Origin of the sequence: Zobellella denitrificans (assembly GCF_002237365.1) — a bacterium.
Taxonomy (GTDB): Bacteria; Pseudomonadota; Gammaproteobacteria; order Enterobacterales; family Aeromonadaceae; genus Oceanimonas; species Oceanimonas denitrificans.
Window position 1 is genome coordinate 1 of record NZ_NMUO01000066.1, and the last position, 22721, is coordinate 22721.

A 22721-nucleotide genomic window follows, 5' to 3' on the forward strand; every position below is an offset into this window, starting at 1 on the left:
TCGAGCCCAGGCCCCGGCCGCCGGAGATCACCACCCGCGCCGAGGTGAGTTCGGGCCGCTCATTCGGGCTCAGCTCCTCGCCCACGAACCGGCTGCCAGCGGGGCGGCGGTGGACGCGGGCTTTGCCGCCAACGACATGCAGGTGGGCCAGACCGGCAAGATAGTGGCGCCCGAGCTCTATATCGCCGTGGGTCTGTCCGGTGCCATCCAGCACCTGGCGGGGATGAAGGACTCCAGGGTGATAGTGGCCATCAACAAGGATGCGGAGGCGCCCATCTTCCAGGTGGCGGATTACGGCCTGGTGGCGGACTTGTTCGATGTGCTGCCCGAGCTGGAAAGACAACTGGCGCCATAGAAACGCTGTTATCTGACCTGCATCAAGTTTTGGTTGTTACATTTTGTTGTAATAAAACTACAAATGGCGTTATAGTGCCGTCCAGTCTGCCGCTGGCAGCAGGTTCGAATGCGGATAGGGGACGGCCTTGCCCGGACATTGTTTCATTGTCGTTATCGGGCATCTTGCGTATACTATGACCCCGTCTTGAATTCCACATTTCATTCGTTCCCTAGCTTTCTTCAGGTTCAGCATGACGACTAAATATATATTTGTTACTGGCGGGGTGGTCTCCTCCCTGGGCAAAGGCATTGCAGCCGCCTCTCTGGCCGCCATCCTCGAAGCCCGTGGCCTCAACGTGACCATCATGAAGCTGGATCCCTACATCAACGTGGATCCGGGCACCATGAGCCCCACCCAGCACGGTGAAGTCTTCGTGACGGACGACGGTGCCGAAACCGATCTGGACCTGGGCCACTACGAGCGGTTCATCCGCACCAAGATGACCCGCCGCAACAACTTCACCACCGGTCGTATCTATGCGGACGTGCTGCGTAAGGAACGGCGCGGCGACTACCTGGGCGCGACCATCCAGGTGATCCCCCATATCACCAACGCCATCAAGGACAGGGTGATCGCCGGTGCCGAAGGGCATCAGGTGGCCATCGTGGAAGTCGGCGGCACAGTGGGCGACATCGAGTCCCTGCCTTTCCTCGAGGCGCTGCGCCAGCTGGCGGTGGAAGTGGGCCGGGAGCACACCCTGTTCATGCACCTGACCCTGGTGCCCTACATGGCGGCCGCCGGCGAGGTGAAGACCAAGCCGACCCAGCACTCGGTGAAGGAGCTGCTGTCCATCGGTATCCAGCCCGATATCCTTATTTGCCGCAGCGACCGGGCCATTCCGCCCAACGAGCGCGCCAAGATTGCCCTGTTCTGCAACGTGTCCGAAAAGGCCGTTATCTCCCTGAAAGACGTGGACTCCATCTACAAGATCCCGGCGCTGCTGCGCTCCCAGGGGCTGGACGAGCTGGTGGTGCGCCGCTTCGCCCTGGATTGCCCGCCCGCCGATCTGTCCGAGTGGGAACAGGTGATCTACGAAGAGGCCAACCCGGTGGGGGAAGTGACCATCGGCATGGTGGGCAAGTATGTCGAGCTGCCCGACGCCTACAAGTCGGTGAACGAGGCGCTCAAGCACGGCGGCCTGAAGAACCGGCTCACCGTCAACATCAAGTACATCGATTCCCAGGATCTGGAAAGCAAGGGCCTGGGCCTGCTCGAGGGCCTGGACGCCATCCTGGTGCCCGGCGGCTTCGGCGAGCGCGGGGTCGAGGGCAAGATCATGGCGGCCCGCTACGCCCGGGAGAACCGCGTGCCCTACCTCGGCATCTGTTTAGGCATGCAGGTGGCGCTGATTGAATACGCCCGCAACGTGGCCGGCCTGGAAGGCGCCCACTCCACCGAGTTCGACAAGAACAGCCCCTACCCGGTGGTGGGTCTGATCACCGAATGGGTGGACGAAGAAGGCAAGGTGGAAGTGCGCGACGAACAGTCGGATCTGGGCGGCACCATGCGCCTGGGTGCCCAGCTGTGCCACCTGGAGCCGGGCTCCAGGGTACATGCCCTGTACGGCTCCGATACCATCTACGAGCGTCACCGCCATCGTTACGAAGTGAACAACCGGCTGTTGCCCAGGATTGAAGCGGCGGGCCTGAAGGTGACCGGCCGCTCCGCCGACAAGAAGCTGGTGGAGATCATCGAGAACCCGGATCATCCCTGGTTCGTGGCGGCCCAGTTCCACCCGGAATTCACCTCCACTCCCCGCGACGGCCACGGCCTGTTCGCCGGCTTCGTGAAGGCAGCCGGCCAATACCAGCAGGGTGAACTGGAATAACCTGATCCTACGGCTGAGCCACCTGGCTTGGCCGTATTTTTTAGTGCTTTGTTTTTAACTCAAGAGGAAAGAGAGAATGGCAAAGATCGTTAAAGTGATCGGTCGCGAAATCATTGACTCCCGCGGCAACCCCACCGTTGAAGCCGACGTCTATCTGGAAGGCGGCTTTATGGGCCGCGCCGCGGCGCCGTCCGGTGCCTCCACCGGCTCCCGCGAAGCGCTGGAACTGCGTGACGGCGACAAGTCCCGCTTCCTGGGCAAGGGCGTACAGACCGCCGTGGCCAACATCAACGACAAGATCGCCGCCGCCCTCGCCGGCAAGGACGCCACCCAGCAGGCCGAGATCGACCAGATCATGATCGACCTGGACGGCACCGATAACAAGGCCAGCCTGGGCGCCAACGCCATCCTGGCCGTGTCCCTGGCCACCGCCAAGGCCGCCGCCGCCGCCAAGGGCCTGCCCCTGTACGCCTGGATCGCCGAGCTGAACGGCACTCCCGGCCAGTTCTCCATGCCGCTGCCGATGATGAACATCATCAACGGCGGTGAGCACGCCGACAACAACGTCGACATCCAGGAGTTCATGATCCAGCCGGTCGGCGCCAAGAACATCAAGGAAGCCCTGCGCATCGGCGCCGAGGTGTTCCACAACCTGGCCAAGGTGCTGAAGGCCAAGGGCCTGTCCACCGCCGTGGGTGACGAGGGTGGTTTCGCCCCGGACCTGGAGTCCAACGCCGCCGCCCTGGCCGCCATCAAGGAAGCCGTGGAGAAAGCCGGCTACGTGCTGGGCAAGGACGTGACCCTGGCGATGGACTGCGCCGCCTCCGAGTTCTTCGACAAGGAAAAGGGCAACTACAACCTGAAGGGCGAAGGCAAGGTCTTCTCCTCCCAGGAATTCACCCACTACCTGGAAGAGCTGACCAAGCAGTACCCGATCGTCTCCATCGAAGACGGCCTGGACGAGTCCGACTGGGACGGCTTCGCCTACCAGACCAAGGTGCTGGGCGACAAGATCCAGCTGGTGGGTGACGATCTGTTCGTGACCAACACCAAGATCCTGAAAGAAGGCATCGACAAGGGCATCGCCAACAGCATACTGATCAAGTTCAACCAGATCGGCTCCCTGACCGAGACCCTGAACGCCATCAAGATGGCCAAGGACGCCGGCTACACCGCCGTCATCTCCCACCGCTCCGGTGAGACCGAAGACGCCACCATCGCCGACCTGGCCGTGGGCACCTGTGCCGGCCAGATCAAGACCGGCTCCATGAGCCGTTCCGACCGTATCGCCAAGTACAACCAGCTGATCCGCATCGAGGAAGAGCTGGGTGCCAAGGCTCCCTACCGCGGTCTGGCCGAGGTGAAAGGCCAGGCCTGAGCCCTGCCTTCCCTTCCGTCCTGAACTCGAAGCCCCGCCCAGCGCGGGGTTTCTTTTGTTCGCCGCCCGAATATGGGAAACTAGCGCGCAACTTAGGAGGATGGATGCGCACCCTGACGCTGATACTGCTCGCCCTGCTGGGTGCTCTGCAGCACCACCTGTGGTGGGGAAAGAACGGCCTAGCCGAATACCACGAAGCCCGGGCCAATGTGTTCCGCCAGCAGGAGGACAACCAATTGCTGGTGGAACGCAACGCCCTGCTCTACCGGGAGATCGAGGATCTCAACAACGGCCTGGCCGCGGTGGAGGAACTGGCGCGCAACGATCTGGGGATGATCAAGCCCGGTGAAACCTTCTACCGGCTGCTGCCCGCACAAGACAAACCGCAACCATGACAGTGACTTCGCCCTTTACCGCGGTCGTACCGGCGGCCGGGGTCGGCAAGCGCATGGGCGCGAGCCTGCCCAAGCAATACCTGACGCTGGATGGCCGTACCGTGCTCGAACACACCCTGGACCGGCTGCTGGGGCACCCTGCCATAGCGCGCATCATCGTCGCCACGGCGGAGCACGACTCCTGGTTCCCTGCCCTGGCCGTCGCCCGGCATCCCCGGGTGCTGCGGGTGGCGGGAGGCCGGGAACGGGCCGACTCGGTACACAACGCCCTGGCGCGGGTCGAGACCGAGTTCGTGCTGGTGCATGACGCCGCCCGTCCCTGTTTGCACCCGGCCGATCTGGACGCGGTGCTGGCGGCGGGGCGGCTGGGCGACGGCGCCATTCTCGCCTGCCGGGTGCGGGACAGCATGAAGCGCGGCGACGGCCGGGGCGCCATCCTGGAGAGCGTGTCGCGGGAGGAACTCTGGCATGCGCTCACGCCCCAGTGCTTCGCCACCGCTCTCCTGCGGCAGGCTCTCGCCGGCGCCCTGGCCGCCGGTTGCGAGATCACCGACGAGGCCTCGGCCATGGAGTGGGCCGGCCACCGTCCCCGTCTGGTGGAGGGGCGGGCCGACAATATCAAGATCACCCGTCCGGAAGACCTGGGCCTGGCGGGCTTTTTTCTGCAGCAGAGGATAGAGAGCGAACAATGATGCGAATCGGGCACGGTTTCGACGTGCATAAATTCGGTGGCGAAGGCCCCTGTATCCTGGCCGGGGTAGCGGTGCCCCATGAGCAGGGGCTGCTGGCCCACTCCGACGGTGATGTGGTGCTGCACGCCCTTTGCGATGCGCTGCTCGGCGCCATCGGCGCCGGCGACATCGGCCGCCACTTTCCGGACACGGACGCCGCCTTCGCCGGCATCGACAGCCGCGTCCTGTTGCGCGACGTGTTCAACCGGGTCAAACAGGCCGGCTTTGTGCTCGGCAACGCCGACGTCACCGTGCTGGCCCAGGCGCCCAGGCTGGCGCCCCATATCGACGCCATGGTGGCCAATATCGCCGCCGATCTGGAAACGGAGGTCGGCCGGGTCAACGTCAAGGCCACCACCACCGAACAACTCGGCTTTGTTGGCCGCAAAGAGGGCATGGCGGCGGAAGCCGTGGTGTTACTGGTAAAACAATGAGCAATAACTGGCATTATCTGCACGGCCAACCGGAAGTCAGCGGTTGCCTGAAGGCCGCGCCCGAAGACTTCGTGGTGCGGGAGGATCTGGGTTTTTCCCCCAGCGGCGAGGGCGAGCATATCCTGCTGCACGTGCGCAAGCGCGGCCAGAACACCCAGTGGGTGGCCCGGGAACTGGCCCGGCTGGCGGGCGTGGCCCAGCGTGACGTGACCTGGGCCGGGCTCAAGGACAGGCACGCGGTCACCGAACAGTGGTTCGGGGTGCACCTGCCGGGCAAGGAGATGCCCGATTTCTCGCCCCTGGAAAACGAGGATGTGCAGATCCTGGCCATCGCCCGCCACCACAAGAAGCTGAAGACCGGCGCCCTCAGGGGCAACCGCTTCGAACTGGCCCTCACCGGGCTGGAGGGCGAAGGCGATCTGGATGCCCGTCTGGCCGCCATCGCCGCCCGGGGGGTGCCCAACTACTACGGCGACCAGCGTTTCGGCCGGGATTACGGCAACCTGGAGCAGGCGAAAGCCATGTTCGCCGGGCGGCGCATCAAGGATCGCAACAAGCGCTCCCTGTACCTGTCGGCGGCGCGCAGCTACCTGTTCAACCTGGCGGCGAGCCACCGGCTGGCGGCAGGGCTGGGCGAGCAGTTGCTGGCCGGTGACTGCGTGATGCTGGCCGGCAGCCAGTCCTTCTTTACCCTGGGCGAGGACAACCCCCTCGACGAGGCCATGGCGGCGCGCTTCGCCAGTGGCGATATCCGCCTGAGTGCGCCCCTGTGGGGGCGGGGCCGGCTGCCGAGCCAGGATGAGGCCGCCGCCCTGGAGCAGGCGGCCCTGGTGGGGCAGGAGGCGCTGTGCGCCGGGCTCGAGGCCAACGGCCTCAAGCAGGAGCGGCGGGCGCTGCTGCTCAGGCCCGAGGAACTGGCCTGGCAACGGGAGGGCGACCGCCTGCGGCTGTCGTTCTGGCTGCCGGCGGGCAGCTATGCCACCAGCCTGGTACGGGAACTGATCAAGGACAAGGAAAACCATGAAGATACTGGTGAGTAATGACGACGGGGTCAATGCCCTGGGGATCCGGACCCTGAGCCGGGTGCTGGCGGAATTTGCCGAGGTGGTGACGGTGGCGCCGGATCGCAACCGCAGCGGCGCCAGTCACTCCCTGACCCTGGAGGTACCGCTGCGGGCCGACCAGCTCGACGACACCGGCTTCTATTCGGTCAAGGGCACGCCCACCGACTGCGTGCACTGGGCGGTGAACAGCCTGCTGGATCCGGATCCGGACATGGTGGTGGCCGGCATCAACCACGGTGCCAACCTGGGCGACGACGTGCTCTACTCCGGCACCGTGGCGGCGGCCACCGAGGGCCGGCATCTGGGGCTGCCGGCGGTGGCCGTCTCCTTGTGCGGCGACCGCCATTTCGACACCGCGGCCCACTACGCCAGCCTGTTGGTGCAGGGGTTGCTGCGGGCGCCGCTGTCCTCCAACCAGATCCTCAACGTCAATGTGCCCGACTTGCCCCTGGCCGATATTCAGGGTATCAAGGTGACTCGTCTGGGTAACCGGCACAGATCCGAGGCGGTACTGAAGGAGTTCGATCCCCGCGGCCGGCCCATCTACTGGATAGGACCTCCCGGGGCCAAGCAGGATGCGGGCGAGGGAACCGACTTCGATGCGGTGGAGCGGGGCTTTGTGTCCATCACTCCCCTGACCATCGACATGACGGCCTACAGCCAAATGGCGGCATTGACCAGTTGGATTCAAGACGTGGAGTAACGGCGTGCTGACGTTAGCGGGACAGCAGCTCTATCGCTTGCTGCAGCAGCAGGGTATCAGGGATGAACGGGTACTGCGGGCCTTGGCCGGCCTGCCCCGGGCCCAGTTCGTCGACGAGGCCATGGCCCACCAGGCCTGGGACAACAGCGCCCTGCCCATCGGTTTTGGCCAGACCATCTCCCAGCCCTATATAGTGGCGCGGATGACGGAAGTGTTGCTGGCCGGGCACCAGCCCCGGCGGGTGCTGGAAATCGGCACCGGCTCCGGTTTCCAGACCGCGGTGCTGGCGCAACTGGTGGAGCAGGTGTTCACCATAGAGCGGATCAAGGCGCTGCAGTACCAGGCCCGTCGCCGGTTGCAGCGGCTCGACCTGCACAATGTGTCCACCAAGCACGGGGACGGCTGGCAGGGCTGGACCAGCAAGGCGCCTTTCGATGCCATCCTGGTGACGGCGGCGGCCAGGGAAGTACCCCAGGCGCTGTTGTCCCAGTTGGCGGACGGCGGCCGCATGGTGATCCCGGTCGGGGAACACCGCCAATCCCTGTGGCGCTACGAGCGCCAGGGCGACAATTTTGTGCGTACCGAGCTGGAGCCGGTGCGCTTCGTACCTTTAGTGAAGGGTGAGCTTGAGTGAAGATATTTTCGCGGTTGTACCGGCAGGTGATGATGTGGGCGGTCCACCGCCATGCGCCTGTGTATTTGTCCATGACCAGTTTCGTCGAGTCTATTTTCTGGCCGGTGCCGGTGGACGTGATGCTGGCCCCCATGGCCCTGGCCAAACCGGAACGGGCCTGGCGTTATGCCGCCATGGCCACGGTGTTCTCGGTATTGGGTGCGGCCTTCGGCTACCTGCTGGGTTATGCCCTGTGGGAACCCCTGGTCGAGCCTTTCATCAACACCATGGGTTACCAGGACAAGATGCAGGTGGCCCAGCAGTGGTTCAGTGAGTGGGGCGTCTGGGTCATCTTTATCGCCAGCTTTACTCCCATTCCCTACAAGGTGTTTACGGTGACCGCCGGCCTGTTGCAGATGGCCTTTCTGCCCTTCGTGATGATTTCCATTGTGGGGCGAGGGTTACGCTTCTTCCTGGTGGCGGGGTTGATGGTATGGGGAGGGGTGCGCATGGAGCGCAAGCTTATCCAGTACATCGACCTGCTCGGCTGGCTGTGCGTGGCGGCGGCCGTGGTGGCCTACCTGTTGCTGAGGCACTGATGCGGGGGCGGGGCGCAAGCATCAGGCTGCTGGGTATGGTGCTGGCATCGCTCGCCCTGCTGACCGCCTGCGCCGCCCCCCGTCCCGCCCCCGTTACGGGGGTGGGAAGTCGCGCCCCGGCACCCATCGGTGGCCACAGCCACAGGGTGGAGCGGGGGGATACCCTCTACTCCATCGCCTGGCAGGCCGGAACCGATGTGCCTACCCTGGCCCGCCATAACAATATCCAGCCTCCCTACAACATCTACGTGGGGCAGGTACTGCGCCTGGATGTGCCCGGTGGACGGCGTACCTTCTACCGGGTAAAGCGGGGAGACACCCTGAACGCCATCTCCCGCCAGACCGGTCATTCGGTGGCGGATCTGGCCACCCTGAACAACCTCAAGCCACCTTATCGCATCTATGTGGGACAGCAGCTCACCCTGCGTTCCGAGCCGTCAGCATCGTCCAAACCGGTGCCCGCGGCGGCCGCTTCCCCGGCGCCGGCAGTCCGGCCGTCCACCGCCCAGAACGGCGCCAGGCCGGCTGGTACGAGCAGCCCCGCAAAAACGACGAAGCCTCTTGCACCGGCTCAAGGAAAAGCATACGCTGGTTCCAAAGTACAAAAAAACGCCGCTGTCAATACCGCTATCGTCTGGCAATGGCCGGCCCAGGGACCCATCATCTCCGGGTTTTCGCTGGCCGAAACCGGCAACAAGGGCATTGATATCAGGGGCAGCAGGGGCCAGGCCATCAAGGCGGCCGCTGCCGGTAAGGTAGTTTACGCAGGGAGTGCGCTACGTGGTTACGGCAATCTGATCATCATCAAGCATAACGATGATTACTTGTCCGCCTACGCCCACAACGAAGTGCTCCGGGTCAAGGAGCAGGAAGCGGTGAGCGCGGGACAGCACATAGCGGATATGGGTAGCAGTGATACCACTGATGTCCGGTTGCATTTCGAGATCCGGTATCAGGGGACATCGGTCGATCCGATGCGATATCTGCCAAAGCGATAGACACCGGGAGTCAGGTAGTACCCGGATTTAGGGAGAACTGCCATGAGCCATAGCAAAGACATCGTCCGCGACGACGACGTGGATTTTGATGCTGATGTTGAACTGGAGGCGATCGCGGCCGACAGCGATGAGCAGGAAAGTATTCAGGAAGAAGAAATCCTCAGCGCCCCCAGCCAACGCACCCTGGATGTCACCCAGTTGTACCTGGGTGAGATCGGTTTTTCTCCGCTGCTCACCGCGGAGGAAGAGGTCCATTACGCCCGCCGGGCCCTGCGCGGCGATCTCGCCGCCCGCAAGCGGATGATCGAATCCAACCTGCGGCTGGTGGTCAAAATTTCCCGCCGTTACAACAACCGGGGCCTGGCCCTGCTCGACCTGATTGAAGAGGGCAACCTCGGGCTTATCCGGGCGGTGGAGAAGTTCGACCCCGAGCGCGGTTTCCGTTTTTCCACCTACGCCACCTGGTGGATCCGCCAGACCATAGAGCGGGCCATCATGAACCAGACCCGCACCATCCGCCTGCCCATCCACGTGGTCAAGGAACTCAACGTTTACCTGCGCACCGCCCGGGAGCTGGCCCACCGGCTGGACCACGAGCCCACCGCCGAGGAAATCGCCGAGGCCCTCGACAAACCGGTGGAGGACGTGTCCCGCATGCTCAAGCTGAACGAGAAGATCAGTTCGGTGGACACCCCCATCGGGGGGGACGGCGACAAGGCCCTGCTCGATGTGATCACCGACGAACGAGACACGGATCCGGAAACCGAGACCCAGGAAGACGACATGCGCCTGAGCCTGGTGCACTGGCTGGAAGAGCTCAATCCCAAGCAGCGGGAAGTGCTGGCCCGGCGCTTCGGCCTGCTCGGCTATGAAGCCTCGACCCTGGAGGACGTGGGCCGGGAAATCGGCCTGACCCGGGAGCGGGTACGGCAGATCCAGGTGGAGGCCCTGCGCCGGCTGAAGGAAATCCTGACCCAGCAGGGGTTGTCCATTGATACCCTGTTCCATAGCGACTGATAAACCACCAAGGCATAACCTCAAAAAAGCGGCGGCAGAAACCTTGTTTCTGCCGCCGTTTCTTTATGCTTTTGACGCCTCACGCCTCACGCCTCACGCCTCACGCCTCACGCCTCACGCCTCACGCCTCACGCCGCGCCTGCTTCAGCTGGTACAGCAGCTCCAGGGCCTGGCGCGGGCTCAGCTCGTCCGGCTGCACGTCGTCGAGCAGTGCCAGGGCCGGATCCGGCTCGGCATCGAACAGCGGCAGCGAGGGCTGGACTTCAGGCTTTTTCCTGCCCTTGGCGGCCGGTGGCTGATGGCCCTGCTCCAGTTCGGCCAGCTTCTGCCTGGCCAGGCTCAGCACCGGCCTGGGCACCCCCGCCAGGGCGGCCACCTGCAAGCCGTAGGAACGGCTGGCGGCGCCCTCCTGTACCGCGTGCATAAAGGCGATGCCGTCCTGGTGCTCGACCGCATCCAGGTGCACGTTGGCGACCCTGGGCCAGAGCCCGGCCAGTTCGGTCAGCTCGAAGTAGTGGGTGGCGAACAGGGTGTAGGCGTGCAGCCGGTTGGCCAGGGCGTCGGCGCAGGCCCAGGCCAGGGCCAGGCCGTCGTAGGTGCTGGTGCCCCGGCCGATCTCGTCCATCAGCACCAGGCTGTGGCGGCTGGCGTTGTTGAGGATATTGGCGGTTTCGGTCATCTCCACCATAAAGGTGGATCGGCCCGAGGCCAGGTCGTCGGAAGCGCCGATGCGGGTGAAGATGCGGTCCACCCGGCCGATGCGGGCCTTTTGCGCCGGCACGAAGGAGCCGATGTAAGCCAGCAGCACGATCAGCGCAGTTTGCCGCATATAGGTGGATTTCCCCCCCATGTTCGGCCCCGTTATCACCAGCATCTTGCGGTTCTCCGAGAGGCTGAGGGGATTGGCGATAAAGGGCTCGCTCATCACCTGCTCCACCACCGGATGGCGTCCTTCCTCGATCTCGATGACCTCGTCGTCGGTCAGTTCGGGACGACAGTAGTCCAGGCTTTCCGCCTGCTCCGCCAGGTTGGCGAACACGTCCAGCCGCGCCAGGGCGCCCGCGCTCCGCTGCAGCGGGGCCAGCTGTTCCAGCAGGCGGTCGAGCAGGGCCTCGTAGAGTTTTTTCTCCAGGGCCAGGCCCTTGCTCTGGGCGTTGAGCACCTTGTCCTCGTACTCCTTGAGTTCGGGGATGATGTAGCGCTCGTTGTTCTTCAGGGTCTGGCGGCGCACATAGTGCACCGGCACCTGGTGGGCGCTGGCCCGGCTCACCTCTATGTAGAAGCCGTGCACCCTGTTGTAGGCCACCTTCAGGGTATGGATGCCGGTGGCGGCCTTTTCCCGCGCTTCCAGCTCTTCCAGGTAGCGGTGGGCGCCGGCGGCCAGCTCGCGCAGCTCGTCCAGCTCGGGGCTGAAGCCGTCGCGGATCACCCCGCCGTCGCGGATCACCACCGGCGGGTTGTCGATGATGGCCCGCTCCAGCAGATCCGCCAGCTCCGGAAACTGGCCGATGCCTTCGGCCAGGGGATCCAGGCAACCGGGGGAACACTCGGTCAGCAGTTCCTGCAGCTCGGGCAGGGCCTGCAGGGCGGCGCGCAGCCGGCTCAGATCCCGGGGCCGGGCCGAGCGCAGCGCCAGCCGGGCCAGCACCCGCTCCAGGTCGCCCACCTGGCGCAGCAGGGGGCGCAGCCCCTCGTGACGGCCCTGCTCCATCAGGGTGGCGATCATGTCCTGTCGCGCGGTCAATTCCTGCCGATCCCGGCTGGGCTGGTGGATCCAGCGCTTGAGCAGGCGGCTGCCCATGGGGGTGGCGGTGTTGTCCAGCACCTCCGCCAGGGTGTTGTCCTGGGTGCCGGACAGGTTGAGGGTCAGTTCCAGGTTGCGACGGGTGGCCGCGTCCATGATCACCATGTCCTGGCTGCGCTCCAGGCGGATGCCGCTGATGTGGGGCAGGGCGGTGCGCTGGGTGTCCTTGACGTATTGCAGCAGGCAACCGGCGGCACAAAGGGCGGTGGCCGACTGCTCCACCCCGAAACCGACCAGGTCCCGGGTGCCGAACTGCTGGCACAGCAGGTGGCGGGCGGTACCCAGATCGAATTCCCATTCGGGTCGGCGGCGCAGGCCCTTGCGCTGCTCGAGAAGGTGGAACCAGCCGAAGCCTTCCGGATAGAGCAGCTCGGCGGGCTGGGTGCGCTGCAATTCGGCGATCAGGTCTTCTTCCTTGCCGAACTGGTTGACCACGAAGCGGCCGGTGCTGACGTCAATGATGCCGTAGCCGAACTGCTGGCCGTCGTGGTAGACGGCCGCCAGGCAGTTGTCCTGGCGTTCGTTCAGCAGGGCCTCGTCGGACAGGGTGCCGGGGGTGACGATGCGCACCACCTGCCGCTCCACCGGGCCCTTGCTGGTGGCCGGATCGCCTATCTGCTCGCAGATGGCCACCGACTCGCCCAACTGCACCAGCCGGGCCAGGTAGTTTTCCACCGCGTGGTAGGGCACGCCCGCCATGGGGATGGGGGTGCCGGCCGACTGGCCGCGCTTGGTGAGGGAGATGTCCAGCAGCCGGGATGCCTTCTTGGCATCGTCGTAGAACAGCTCATAAAAATCCCCCATGCGGTAGAACAGCAGTATGTCCGGATGCTGGGCCTTGAGGGCGAGATATTGCTGCATCATAGGTGTGTGCTGGTGTGAGATTTCTTCTTTTTTCATGATTTTAGATGCTGCTAGTTGCTGTATTTAAAGGGTTTTTGTGTTTTTCCACTTTCTCCGGCTGTTCCATGTTGTCCCAATGAATCTCACTGAAGCCTACGCATTTGTGTAGGTTTTAGTGTAGGATCTTGACCATACACCTTTGATAGTCTGAAAACCATGTAACGAGCAGGCTGTACTCTGCCGCCAGCACGTTCAGAAGCCGGGAGCATGAAGATCTTCATCTTTTTAAAGTGTACATAAATCCTCCTAATTGAGTACATCTCGCTATATAGCTTCAACAAATGGAGGAAGAATCATTTTAGAGAATTTCTGTCGCACTAGTCGAAGCATCACATCAGCGGCTGGACTCAGAGAACGGCCGCGTCGATGGATTATATACAGATCCCGATAGATGGCAGGATGATCTAGTGGTCTGAATCGTAATTGCTTAAAGGAGTGGGTGCCGGCGGCTAGGGCTGGCAGGATAGACAACCCAAGACCGGTGTCGATAAGCGCAGCCAGGCCAGCCGGATTTGAGACTTCTATACTGGGGTGAGCCAGCACCAGTTCAATGCCGTGGCCGGCAGGATTACGGGACAACTGGGCTCGAATGCCGGTATCGGTGGATAGCATCAGCAGCTTTTCATGCTTCAGTTCCTGCCAGGCTATTGCTCCCTGCTGTTGCGCTAAGGGGTGATCTGGTGCGAGTACGACACCATAACGGTCACGCAGGAGTGGAAAGTAGCTCAGTTCTGGCTGTTCGGAGTGGTTACCGCCGATGCCAAAGTCAACGTGATTCGCCAGCACATGCTGCTCAATTCCGGCTGCACTGTCATCACGTAGCAGTAGGCTGATGTGAGGGTAGAGGCTGTGGAACTCCTTGATCACGGGAGGCAGTAGACAGGATAGTGTTGACGGTGAGACGGCAATGCCTACTTTGCCGTGCTGGTAAGCGGCCACAGCCTGCAGGTCGCCCACTGCGGTATCAAAATCCGACAGCAGCCGTTCGGCCACAGGTAAAAACCGTTCGCCCTCGTGGTTGAGCAGGACGCGGCGGGTGGTGCGATCGAGTAGGATCAAGCCTGTTTGCTGTTCCAACTGCTTGATGGTGGCGGTCAGTGATGACTGGGTTACATACAGGTGCTCAGCTGCCCGTGTGAAACTGCCATGTTGGGCAACAGCAACGAAAGCCCGAAGATGCCGAATGGATAGATTGTTCGTCATTTTTTATTAATTAATAAAATTTTACCGTTTGAGTGATAAATAAGGATTCTGCATCATGGCGTTCATGATGACAAATGGTGCTAAGCCGAAGTCGGCCGCACCCCGATGAGGTCGATTGACGCCATGATCCCAGGCATTTCCCATACCGATACCACAGCCCCCCTGTATCTGGAGTTTCTCGCCGAGCTTGAAGGTCAAGGGTTCAGGGGAGAAATCAGCTCCGATTATGCCAACCGGGTGGTGCAGTCCACAGACAACAGCATCTATCAGTTACTGCCTCAGGGGGTGCTGTATCCGGCCGGCATTGAGGATCTGATGCTGATCGCCCGCCTTGCTGCAGAGCAGCGCTTCAGCGGCATTCGCATGAGCCCGCGGGGGGGCGGTACCGGCACCAACGGCCAGTCGCTGACCGACGGCCTGATCGTCGATTGCTCCAGGCACATGAACCGTATTCTCGAGATCAATGCCGAGGAGCGCTGGGTTCGGGTGGAAGCCGGGGTGGTCAAGGATCAGCTTAATGCGGCGCTGAAGCCTTACGGTTTGTTTTTCGCCCCTGAGCTGTCGACCAGCAACCGCGCCACCATTGGTGGCATGATCAATACCGATGCCAGCGGCCAGGGCTCCTGTCTGTATGGCAAGACCCGCGACCATGTGCTGACCCTGCGTTCGGTGCTGCTGGATGGTACCGTCTGGGAATCGGTTCCACTGAATGAAGCCGAGTTTGAACAAATCGCGGCGCGCGATGACAGCGTCGGTGAACTGCATCGGCTGGTTGACGACATTTACCAGCGCCGCCGCGCCGATATCGCCGACCGCTTTCCAAAACTGAACCGATGCCTGACCGGCTATGATCTGGCTCATATTCGCGATGAACAAGGGCGCTTCAACCTCAATTCAGTACTCTGTGGGGCGGAAGGATCCCTGGCCTTTATCGCCGAGGCCAGGCTCAATGTCTTGCCGATCCCGGCCTGCTCGGCGCTGGTCAATATCAAGTACGACAGCTTTGAGGCCTCCTTGCGTGACGCCAAGGCGCTAATGGACTGGGGGCCGACTTCGATAGAGACGGTGGATTCCAAGGTGCTGAACCTGGCGATGGACGACATTATCTGGGATTCGGTACGTGATTATTTTCCCCACGATATTGGCGAGCCCGACATCCGTGGCATTAACCTAGTGGAGTACACTGCCGATAATGAAATTGAGCTGCGGGCCAGGGTTGATAAACTTGAGGCGCACCTGGAAGCGATTAGCGGTCAGCCTGGCCAGAGTTTCGGCTATACAGTGGTGTACGGCAGTTCCGAGATTAACAAGATATGGGCCATGCGCAAGAAAGCGGTCGGCCTGCTCGGCAATGCCGAGGGGGATCGTCGGCCACTGCCCTTTGTTGAGGATACCGCAGTGCCGCCGGAGAACCTGGCCGACTTTATTATGGAGTTTCGTGCCGTGCTCGATCAGCGAGGGCTGCAGTATGGCATGTTCGGGCATGTTGATGCGGGGGTGTTGCATGTGCGCCCGGCGATCGACATGAAGGATCCGGCCGAGGAAGGGCTGATCCGGGAAGTGACCGACGAGGTGGTGCGCCTGACCCGGAAATACAAGGGCTTGCTGTGGGGCGAACATGGCAAGGGCATCCGCTCCGAATACGCGCCCGAATTTTTCGGCGACCTGTATCCCGAGCTGCAGCGCATCAAGGGAGCCTTTGATCCCCACAACCAGCTCAACCCCGGCAAGATTGCCACGCCGTTAACCAGCGACGCCGAGCTGTTCAGGATTGATGGCGTCGCGACCCGCGGCCAGCATGATCGACAGATCCCGGTGGCCGTGCGCGACACGTTCGACTCGGCGATGAACTGCAATGGCAACGGCGCCTGTTTTAACTATGCCGCCAACGATGCCATGTGTCCGTCCTGGAAGGGCACGCGCGAGCGCATTCATTCCCCCAAGGGGCGGGCATCGCTGGTGCGGGAATGGCTGCGGTTGATGTCCGGGCTGGGCGTGGATCTCAACGCGGCCAGCCAGCGGGCCAGGGCAAGCTCTTTTATCGGGGGACTGCCACAACGAGTTCGCAACAGCCTGGGCAAAAAACGGGGCGAGTACGATTTCTCCAACGAGGTTCACGCTTCCATGATGGGTTGCCTGGCCTGCAAGTCCTGTGTCGGCCAGTGTCCGATCAAGGTCAATGTGCCGGACTTTCGGGCCCGTTTTCTCGAGGTGTATTACAGCCGTTATCTGCGCCCGGCCAAGGACTATCTGGTCGGCAGTCTGGAATACATGATGCCGGTGCTGGCACGGTTCCCGGCGCCTTATAACTGGGCGATGCGCAATCGGGTGATGCAGCGGTTCTTTCAGCAGCGGGTCGGCATGGTCGACAGTCCTGAAATCAGCCGCCAGGATCTGCGGCGGGAGTTGCGCCGGCGCGGTATTCCACTGGCCACACCGGCCACGGTGGCGAAATTGAGCGAGGCGCAACGTGCCAAAGCGGTGGTGATTGTGCAGGATGCCTTCACCAGTTACTTCGAAACCGGGCTGGTGCTTGACGTGGTCGATCTGCTTGGTCGGCTCGGCTTTCACGTGCTGGTTGCTCCGTTCAGGCCCAATGGCAAGCCTCTGCATGTGCATGGCTTCCTCGGTGCCTTTACCAGGGCTGCAAAAAGCAATGCCGCCATGCTCAAGGCGCTGGCCGACAGTGGCCTGCCCCTGATCGGCATTGATCCGTCGATGACACTGACTTACCGCCAGGAATACGCCTATGCGCTGCCGGAGGCCGAGTTGCCGGAGGTCATGCTGATCCAGGAGTGGCTCGGCAAGCAGCAGGAGGTGCTGGCGCGAGCGGGGGTTGGGCTGCCCGCCGGCACCTTCCGGCTGCTGCCACACTGTACCGAAAAGACCTCCGCGGCACCGTCCATCCGTGACTGGCAGTCTGTGTTTGCGGCGCTGGGCCAGAAGCTGGAGGTGCTGGAGGTGGGTTGCTGTGGCATGTCCGGCACCTATGGCCACGAAAGTGCCAACTATCAGACCTCCAGGCGCATCTATGAGCTGAGCTGGCACGAGCCGGTCAACGACGCGAACCACCAGGGCAAGCTGGTGGCCACCGGTTATTCCTGCCGCAGCCAGGTCAAGCGCTTTGACGAGCAACGGTTGCCGCACCCGCTGCAGGTTTTGTTGGCGCAGTTGGGATGTGCAGATGATAAAGGTTAGTTTTTTGTAAATAACTGATCCTGATAGTGCTACATTCTGGCTGTTCCGTAACCACTTCCGGGAAAGGGCGAAACCGTATCCATGAAGTGCCTGACTCGTTGGAGAAGTGCCAAGCTGGTTCGCTCCTGGCTGGAAAAACATAAGCAAGAGATAGAGGTGTTTTATCTGCCGCCTTATTCACCCGAGCTCAACCCAGATGAATACCTGAATGGTGATCTGAAGCAAGGGATCCGGGCGTCATCGCCGGCTCGCAGTCACCAAGATCTCAAGGCTAAGGTCACACGACATATGAAGGGGTTTCAGAACAAACCTGACCGGGTTAAAAATACTTCAAACATCCTCTTATCCGGTATGCGGCGTGATCTATTTGCAAGCCGGGTTAATATTCGGAACAGCTATTTACCCTAAGGTACCGGGTAAAACGGCGAGCAGGGTAGGACGTTTGTTTACCCTTGCCAGTTGTCTGGGTCATAGGTTTTTCCTATGTTAAGATAAAGCCGGGAGATTAGTAAATGGGCCGCGGGTGTCAGTTGAGCGTCCTGCCGTTTGACGATGTTGCAGTCACCCATTGATGGGGTGATATCTATATCAAGTAAGGCAACCAGCTGATTTTGGGCAAAAAAGCGTGCTACGTCCTCTGGTAGGGCGGCAACCAGGCTCGGATCCTGCTGCAATAGCATAATGGTGGCTACAGCCGAGGCAGTCTCTAGCGAGGGTTGAATCGGTTCTAGACCGGATTGCTGCAGTTCGCGTTCAATGGCACGTCGCATCGGCATATTGGCGGTATAGAAAATCCACGGATAGCTGGCAAGTTTGGAAAAATTAAGGCGCTTTATCCTGGCCAGTGGGTGTTGGATATGGGTCACCACGGCGATAGGCTCATCACTGAGCGGCAGACTATCGGTAGCGGAAAGCTTGTGTCCCATGGCGGGCCGGCATAGCGCGAGATCAAGGCGTCCTTGAGCAAGCTGGTTCATCAGGTTACCGCTATTGTCTTCAAAAATTTCTATTGAGAGCGACGGCTGTTCCTTCCGCAACTCATGCACGGCCTTGGTCAGTAGCGGCATGGCACCCATGACAGCCCCAACGGCAATGTGGCCTCCGGCACCCTCAATCAGCCCCGTGATTTCCTCTCTCATGTGCGCAATATCATTACAAATCAAACGGGAATAGCGGGTAACGCAGCGCCCGGCTTCATTGGCAACTATGCCTTTTGAGGTGCGCTCAAACAGCAGCATGCCGATGGAAACCTCGATTTCTTGCAGGACCTTGGTCGCCCCAGGCTGAGAGATTGAAATCGCCCTGGCTGCTTTGTGCAATGAGCCGTGATCCTCGATGGCCACTAGCAACTGCATATGTTTCAGACGCAGGCGGGAGAGAATAGAGGTTAATGATGGCAACATGAGGTGTCTTCCGCAGTGGTGAGCAATCTTATCTGCTGGTGAAGCCTATAAGTCTAGGACATCCGGGGCAATCAGTGTCGGCTAGTTGGAAAGTTTGATAAGTCAGGGTGACACTTATGTCCCAGCCTTCTTGAAGTCAGTGGCTCTTTAATGTTTATGGTCTGAATTTTATATGATGTGTTCCAGATTGGTAATTTATTAAGTTTTTTTGTGATGTCACACCGATTTTTTCTTCTTTTATGTGCTGAATTTTTAGGGGTGATTGCTTTTGGTTATCTGCCAATCAGAATTATTCATTACTATATCTTGTTGTGTTGTGTAAACTGGTTGCTTATTTAGTGTTAACTGATTGCCTGCTTATATAGGTGAGATGTATTTACAAGGTACTGGTTGTGTGAGGTTTTAGGTGCGCTTGTTATTTTTTTTGTATTTTTGTCGTTGTCGATCTAATAAACACCTCATTTCAATTTCCAAGGTTTTCGATAGGAATAGACGTTATCTTTATAAATTTCATTTAAATTTTGATGTGAAGTATGTTTAAGTGGTTTTTATTTTGGTAGTTATATTTGATTGAGTTGAAATATGTTTTTTGGGAGGTTGTTGTGTATTATGAGATGAGAACTTATAGTGTTAAAGTTGGTAGAATGAAAGAGTATCTTAAGCACTTTGAAGAGGTTGGTCTTCCTGTAATCTCAAAGTATGCAAAGCTTGTAGGGTGGTGGTACACCGAAATAGGTGAGCTAAATCAAGTTGTTCACATTTGGGGTTACGAAAGTTTAGATGAAAGAATTAGTAAGCGAGAAGATCTTTATAATGATGAAGACTGGCTTGGTCTATTTGTTCCTAAAGCTTTTTCAATGTTAGAAAGGCAGGAGTCTAAGCTGCTTCGTGCTGCTGATTTTTCTCCAATTAGATGAGTGGTGAGGAAGGTTATAAAAATAATAGATGTGTCGAGTTTGTTGTTTAGGATGGATTTTTAGATGAGCTTTGAACTTGAGGTGATGGTGTATAATAAAATTTCTATATATTGATGATGATTTGGTCTCTCATTTTTAACCTTACCATACATCTGAATGATAGTTCTTGCCCACGCCGAGATAGAGTCGAGATATCAGCATGTGAGCAGCGGGCGTCAGTTGAGCGCCCTGCCGTTTGACGATGTCATAGGCGCTCATTGATGGGGTGATATCTATATCAAGTAAGGCAACCAGCTGATTTTGGGCAAAAAAGCGTGCTACGTCCTCTGGTAGGGCGGCAACCAGGCTCGGATCCTGTTGCAATAGCATAATGGTGGCTACAGCCGAGGCAGTCTCTAGCGAGGGTTGAATCGGTTCTAGACCGGATTGCTGCAGTTCGCGTTCAATGGCACGTCGCATCGGCATATTGGCGGTATAGAAAATCCACGGATAGCTGGCAAGTTTGGAAAAATTAAGGCGCTTTATCCTGGCCAGTGGGTGTTGGATATGGGTCACCACGGCGATAGGCTCATCACTGAGCGGCAGACTATCGGTAGCGGAAAGCTTGTGTCCCATGGCGGGCCGGCATAGCGCGAGATCAAGGCGTCCTTGAGCAAGCTGGTTCATCAGGTTACCGCTATTGTCTTCAAAAATTTCTATTGAGAGCGACGGCTGTTCCTTCCGCAACTCATGCACGGCCTTGGTCAGTAGCGGCATGGCACCCATGACAGCCCCAACGGCAATGTGGCCTCCGGCACCCTCAATCAGCCCCGTGATTTCCTCTCTCATGTGCGCAATATCATTACAAATCAAACGGGAATAGCGGGTAACGCAGCGCCCGGCTTCATTGGCAACTATGCCTTTTGAGGTGCGCTCAAACAGCAGCATGCCGATGGAAACCTCGATTTCTTGCAGGACCTTGGTCGCCCCAGGCTGAGAGATTGAAATCGCCCTGGCTGCTTTGTGCAATGAGCCGTGATCCTCGATGGCCACTAGCAACTGCATATGTTTCAGACGCAGGCGGGAGAGAATAGAGGTTAATGATGGCAACATGAGGTGTCTTCCGCAGTGGTGAGCAATCTTATCTGCTGGTGAAGCCTATAAGNCACCCTCAATCAGCCCCGTGATTTCCTCTCTCATGTGCGCAATATCATTACAAATCAAACGGGAATAGCGGGTAACGCAGCGCCCGGCTTCATTGGCAACTATGCCTTTTGAGGTGCGCTCAAACAGCAGCATGCCGATGGAAACCTCGATTTCTTGCAGGACCTTGGTCGCCCCAGGCTGAGAGATTGAAATCGCCCTGGCTGCTTTGTGCAATGAGCCGTGATCCTCGATGGCCACTAGCAACTGCATATGTTTCAGACGCAGGCGGGAGAGAATAGAGGTTAATGATGGCAACATGAGGTGTCTTCCGCAGTGGTGAGCAATCTTATCTGCTGGTGAAGCCTATAAGACCACGGCATACCGGCTGACGCTCACCGTTACTACAAGGGAGCATGCCTGGATGATACCTGCGAACTGCGTCTGGTTGAAGGTCAATTCCTCATTTGATCTGGCAACAGTTTTCCGGACACATTCTCAAGCAACTGCTCGCAGCTCTGATTCATAGCCCAATGGACTCATGTAGTCATTGCTGGAATGCAGCCGCAACCGGTTATAAAACACTTCGATATACTCGAAGATGGCCTGCTTCGCTTCTTCCCGCGTCGTAAAGTCCTCGTGATAGATCAGCTCGGTCTTCAGCGTGTGGAAGAAGCTCTCTGACGGGGCGTTATCCCAACAGTTTCCCTTCCGGCTCATGCTGCATTTGAAGTCATGCTGCTTGAGCAAGCGCTGGAAGCTATCTGAAGCATACTGACTGCCCCGGTCGCTATGAACCAGTAACCCGGCAGCTGGCCTGCGTTTCCAGATCGCCATGCTCAGCGCATCGCTCACCAGAGACGCCGGCATTCGGCTACCCATCGACCAGCCCACCACCGCCCGTGAGCAGAGGTCGATAAAGACCGCCAGATAGAGCCATCCCTCCCGTGTCGGGATATAAGTGATATCCCCCACATAGGCCTGATCCGGCTTTTCTGCCGAGAAGTGTCGCGCCAGAAGGTTCGGCGCGACCGGCTTGTCATGCTTCGAGTTGGTGGTGGCCTTGAACTTCCGCCGCGTCTTGCATGCCAGCCCTTCTTCTTTCATCAGTCGGGCAACCCGGCGGCGACTGACGGCCTCACCGTCTCCCGTCAGCTTCTTCTGAATGCGCCGCGTCCCATAGGTTGCTCGGCCTTCTTCATGGTGTTTACGGATCTTCGCCTTCAACGCCTTCTCCTGCTGTTTTCGCGGGCTGGGCGGCCTGGACCGCCACTCATAATAGCTACTGCGAGACACTTCAAACACACGGCACATCAGGGCAGTGCTGAACTGACCCTGATTGGCGTCGATGAAGGCATACCTTAGCGAGATTCTTTGGCGAAGAAGGCGGCCGCCTTTTTTAACAGCTCTCGCTCTTCCTTGAGTCGGGCGTTCTCCCGGCGGAGCTGCTTCAACTCTTCATAGAGGTGCTGCTCGCCCACTTTACCATCGCCCTTGGTGCTCTGCTGGCGGTGGTACTTGGCGATCCAGGTATGTAACGTATTGACGTTAACCTCCAGCTCCCTGGCGGTCTGGTTGACGGATTGCTTGGACTCCACCGCCAGCTTGACTGCGGCTTCTTTAAACTCAGCGGTATAGGCTTTCTTCTGACTCATGATACACACCTTCTCTGGGCAGGTGATCTTACCTGCGTCTGTGTGTCTGGGGAACTATAGCCACTTCATATGCTACCTTCTCATGAGAAATCCGGGCTAGAGGGTGTGAATGGAACTGCCGTACATGGTGATTCCGATGTTTGACTGGCATCTCGCATTCTTTGGTGATTAAGGATTAACGGAGCTCTCTTTCATTATCGGGTCGACGCGAATGTTTGAAACTAGTCACCATTCATAGCCAGGTACTTAAGCATTAAAATGTTCATAAATGTCACGTAACCCATTGCCCTGCCTGGATTTACTCTGCTGCGATGGCTGGGCGTTTCGTCGTAAATACTGACAGGCCCAGTCAAGGTGAT

Annotated in this window: 20 protein-coding genes and 1 pseudogene; 15 read left to right on the forward strand and 6 right to left on the reverse strand. The window is 59.5% G+C overall.

Annotated elements, in window-relative coordinates; genetic code table 11:
• The 12 genes from CGX12_RS20105 to rpoS form a co-directional block, all read left to right on the forward strand.
• On the forward strand, nt 1-355 hold a 355-nt coding region (locus tag CGX12_RS20105), incomplete at its 5' end, for an FAD-binding protein (protein WP_217898179.1).
• Between the two features lie 232 nt (nt 356-587).
• Nucleotides 588-2225 (forward strand): glutamine hydrolyzing CTP synthase, encoded by a 1638-nt coding sequence (pyrG, locus tag CGX12_RS13525; RefSeq protein WP_094040398.1) that lies wholly within the window; start codon nt 588-590, stop codon nt 2223-2225.
• 76 nt (nt 2226-2301) lie between these two features.
• Nucleotides 2302-3603 carry a phosphopyruvate hydratase gene (eno, locus tag CGX12_RS13530; protein WP_094040399.1) on the forward strand — a complete coding sequence of 434 codons (1302 nt, stop codon included), beginning with the start codon at nt 2302-2304 and terminating at the stop codon, nt 3601-3603.
• Between the two features lie 104 nt (nt 3604-3707).
• Entirely contained in the window at nt 3708-3998 is a 291-nt protein-coding gene (gene ftsB, locus CGX12_RS13535) for a cell division protein FtsB (protein ID WP_094040400.1), read from the forward strand.
• The gene (ispD, locus tag CGX12_RS13540) at nt 3995-4690 is read left to right on the forward strand and encodes a 2-C-methyl-D-erythritol 4-phosphate cytidylyltransferase (protein ID WP_094040401.1); all 696 of its coding nucleotides are present in this window, start codon (nt 3995-3997) and stop codon (nt 4688-4690) included. The genes ftsB and ispD overlap by 4 nt, the downstream gene beginning before the upstream one ends.
• Nucleotides 4687-5163 carry a 2-C-methyl-D-erythritol 2,4-cyclodiphosphate synthase gene (ispF, locus tag CGX12_RS13545; protein WP_094040402.1) on the forward strand — a complete coding sequence of 159 codons (477 nt, stop codon included), beginning with the start codon at nt 4687-4689 and terminating at the stop codon, nt 5161-5163. The genes ispD and ispF overlap by 4 nt, the downstream gene beginning before the upstream one ends.
• Nucleotides 5160-6203 carry a tRNA pseudouridine(13) synthase TruD gene (gene truD / locus CGX12_RS13550; RefSeq protein ID WP_094040403.1) on the forward strand — a complete coding sequence of 348 codons (1044 nt, stop codon included), beginning with the start codon at nt 5160-5162 and terminating at the stop codon, nt 6201-6203. The genes ispF and truD overlap by 4 nt, the downstream gene beginning before the upstream one ends.
• A complete protein-coding gene (gene surE, locus CGX12_RS13555) occupies nt 6184-6930 on the forward strand; it encodes a 5'/3'-nucleotidase SurE (RefSeq protein WP_094040404.1) in 747 nt (248 codons plus the stop codon). The genes truD and surE overlap by 20 nt, the downstream gene beginning before the upstream one ends.
• 4 nt (nt 6931-6934) lie before the next feature.
• Nucleotides 6935-7564, forward strand: a complete 630-nt coding sequence (locus CGX12_RS13560; protein WP_094040405.1) for a protein-L-isoaspartate(D-aspartate) O-methyltransferase — start codon at nt 6935-6937, stop codon at nt 7562-7564.
• Complete coding sequence (locus CGX12_RS13565; RefSeq protein ID WP_094040406.1) at nt 7561-8142, forward strand: YqaA family protein; 582 nt, start codon at nt 7561-7563, stop codon at nt 8140-8142. Before CGX12_RS13560 ends, CGX12_RS13565 begins: the two co-directional genes overlap by 4 nt.
• A gap of 197 nt (nt 8143-8339) precedes the next feature.
• Nucleotides 8340-9140, forward strand: coding sequence for a peptidoglycan DD-metalloendopeptidase family protein (locus tag CGX12_RS13570; protein WP_438273038.1), 801 nt, complete (start codon nt 8340-8342; stop codon nt 9138-9140).
• 42 nt (nt 9141-9182) lie between these two features.
• On the forward strand, nt 9183-10157 hold the full coding sequence (rpoS, locus tag CGX12_RS13575; protein WP_094040408.1) for an RNA polymerase sigma factor RpoS: 975 nt from the start codon (nt 9183-9185) through the stop codon (nt 10155-10157).
• Nucleotides 10158-10278: 121 nt separating this feature from the next.
• Here rpoS and mutS read toward each other — a convergent pair whose 3' ends face one another.
• Entirely contained in the window at nt 10279-12861 is a 2583-nt protein-coding gene (gene mutS / locus CGX12_RS13580; protein ID WP_254918298.1) for a DNA mismatch repair protein MutS, read from the reverse strand.
• Nucleotides 12862-13128: 267 nt separating this feature from the next.
• On the reverse strand, nt 13129-14067 hold the full coding sequence (locus CGX12_RS13585) for a LysR family transcriptional regulator (protein WP_094040410.1): 939 nt from the start codon (nt 14065-14067) through the stop codon (nt 13129-13131).
• Nucleotides 14068-14190: 123 nt separating this feature from the next.
• On the opposite strand from CGX12_RS13585, the gene ydiJ reads away from it, so the two are divergent.
• Entirely contained in the window at nt 14191-17265 is a 3075-nt protein-coding gene (gene ydiJ, locus CGX12_RS13590; RefSeq protein WP_094040411.1) for a D-2-hydroxyglutarate dehydrogenase YdiJ, read from the forward strand.
• 81 nt (nt 17266-17346) lie between these two features.
• Nucleotides 17347-17673 carry a transposase gene (locus CGX12_RS13595; RefSeq protein WP_094040412.1) on the forward strand — a complete coding sequence of 109 codons (327 nt, stop codon included), beginning with the start codon at nt 17347-17349 and terminating at the stop codon, nt 17671-17673.
• Between the two features lie 38 nt (nt 17674-17711).
• Here the strand turns inward: CGX12_RS13595 and CGX12_RS13600 are convergent, their stop codons facing one another.
• On the reverse strand, nt 17712-18668 hold the full coding sequence (locus CGX12_RS13600; protein WP_094040413.1) for a LysR family transcriptional regulator: 957 nt from the start codon (nt 18666-18668) through the stop codon (nt 17712-17714).
• 602 nt (nt 18669-19270) lie between these two features.
• Between CGX12_RS13600 and CGX12_RS13605 the strand changes: the two genes are divergently transcribed.
• Nucleotides 19271-19585, forward strand: coding sequence for an NIPSNAP family protein (locus CGX12_RS13605; protein ID WP_094040416.1), 315 nt, complete (start codon nt 19271-19273; stop codon nt 19583-19585).
• 141 nt (nt 19586-19726) lie between these two features.
• Here the strand turns inward: CGX12_RS13605 and CGX12_RS13610 are convergent, their stop codons facing one another.
• The 3 genes and pseudogenes from CGX12_RS13610 to CGX12_RS13620 all read right to left on the reverse strand — a co-directional run bounded on the left by CGX12_RS13610 (nt 19727) and on the right by CGX12_RS13620 (nt 22362).
• A complete protein-coding gene (locus CGX12_RS13610) occupies nt 19727-20677 on the reverse strand; it encodes a LysR family transcriptional regulator (RefSeq protein ID WP_094040414.1) in 951 nt (316 codons plus the stop codon).
• A 53-nt stretch (nt 20678-20730) separates the two neighbouring features.
• A pseudogene (locus tag CGX12_RS20410) lies at nt 20731-21028 on the reverse strand (LysR family transcriptional regulator); the annotation flags it as partial.
• A 177-nt stretch (nt 21029-21205) separates the two neighbouring features.
• Nucleotides 21206-22362 (reverse strand): IS3 family transposase gene (locus CGX12_RS13620; protein ID WP_438273039.1). Its coding sequence is split into 2 segments (ribosomal slippage): nt 21206-22092 and nt 22092-22362, totalling 1158 coding nucleotides; the frame shifts between segments, so codons are not numbered across the junction.
• Nucleotides 22363-22721: the final 359 nt, after the last annotated feature.